This window comes from Citrobacter sp. Cpo089 (assembly GCF_030332695.1).
Classification (GTDB): Bacteria; Pseudomonadota; Gammaproteobacteria; order Enterobacterales; family Enterobacteriaceae; genus Citrobacter; species Citrobacter portucalensis.
Genome location: NZ_JAOWHJ010000019.1, coordinates 1 through 1,182, shown reverse-complemented (window position 1 = coordinate 1,182; position 1,182 = coordinate 1). Strand labels below are relative to the sequence as shown.

Below are 1,182 nucleotides of genomic sequence, written 5' to 3'. Positions count from 1 at the left end.
ATGAAGCGAACCGGGGGAACTGAAACATCTAAGTACCCCGAGGAAAAGAAATCAACCGAGATTCCCCCAGTAGCGGCGAGCGAACGGGGAGCAGCCCAGAGTCTGAATCAGCATGTGTGTTAGTGGAAGCGTCTGGAAAGTCGCACGATACAGGGTGAAAGTCCCGTACACAAAAGTGCATGTGTTGTGAACTCGAAGAGTAGGGCGGGACACGTGGTATCCTGTCTGAATATGGGGGGACCATCCTCCAAGGCTAAATACTCCTGACTGACCGATAGTGAACCAGTACCGTGAGGGAAAGGCGAAAAGAACCCCGGCGAGGGGAGTGAAAAAGAACCTGAAACCGTGTACGTACAAGCAGTGGGAGCACCCTTTGGGGTGTGACTGCGTACCTTTTGTATAATGGGTCAGCGACTTATATTCTGTAGCAAGGTTAACCGAATAGGGGAGCCGAAGGGAAACCGAGTCTTAACTGGGCGTTAAGTTGCAGGGTATAGACCCGAAACCCGGTGATCTAGCCATGGGCAGGTTGAAGGTTGGGTAACACTAACTGGAGGACCGAACCGACTAATGTTGAAAAATTAGCGGATGACTTGTGGCTGGGGGTGAAAGGCCAATCAAACCGGGAGATAGCTGGTTCTCCCCGAAAGCTATTTAGGTAGCGCCTCGTGAATTCATCTTCGGGGGTAGAGCACTGTTTCGGCTAGGGGGTCATCCCGACTTACCAACCCGATGCAAACTGCGAATACCGAAGAATGTTATCACGGGAGACACACGGCGGGTGCTAACGTCCGTCGTGAAGAGGGAAACAACCCAGACCGCCAGCTAAGGTCCCAAAGTCATGGTTAAGTGGGAAACGATGTGGGAAGGCACAGACAGCCAGGATGTTGGCTTAGAAGCAGCCATCATTTAAAGAAAGCGTAATAGCTCACTGGTCGAGTCGGCCTGCGCGGAAGATGTAACGGGGCTAAACCATGCACCGAAGCTGCGGCAGCGACACTATGTGTTGTTGGGTAGGGGAGCGTTCTGTAAGCCGTTGAAGGTGTATCGTGAGGTATGCTGGAGGTATCAGAAGTGCGAATGCTGACATAAGTAACGATAATGCGGGTGAAAAACCCGCACGCCGGAAGACCAAGGGTTCCTGTCCAACGTTAATCGGGGCAGGGTGAGTCGACCCCTAAG

The 1,182-nt window shown here is 52.5% G+C and carries 1 rRNA gene; it reads left to right on the top strand.

Annotation, left to right across the window (positions count from 1 at the left end):
- A 23S ribosomal RNA gene (locus OGX92_RS01930) occupies positions 1–1,182 on the top strand; the annotation flags it as partial.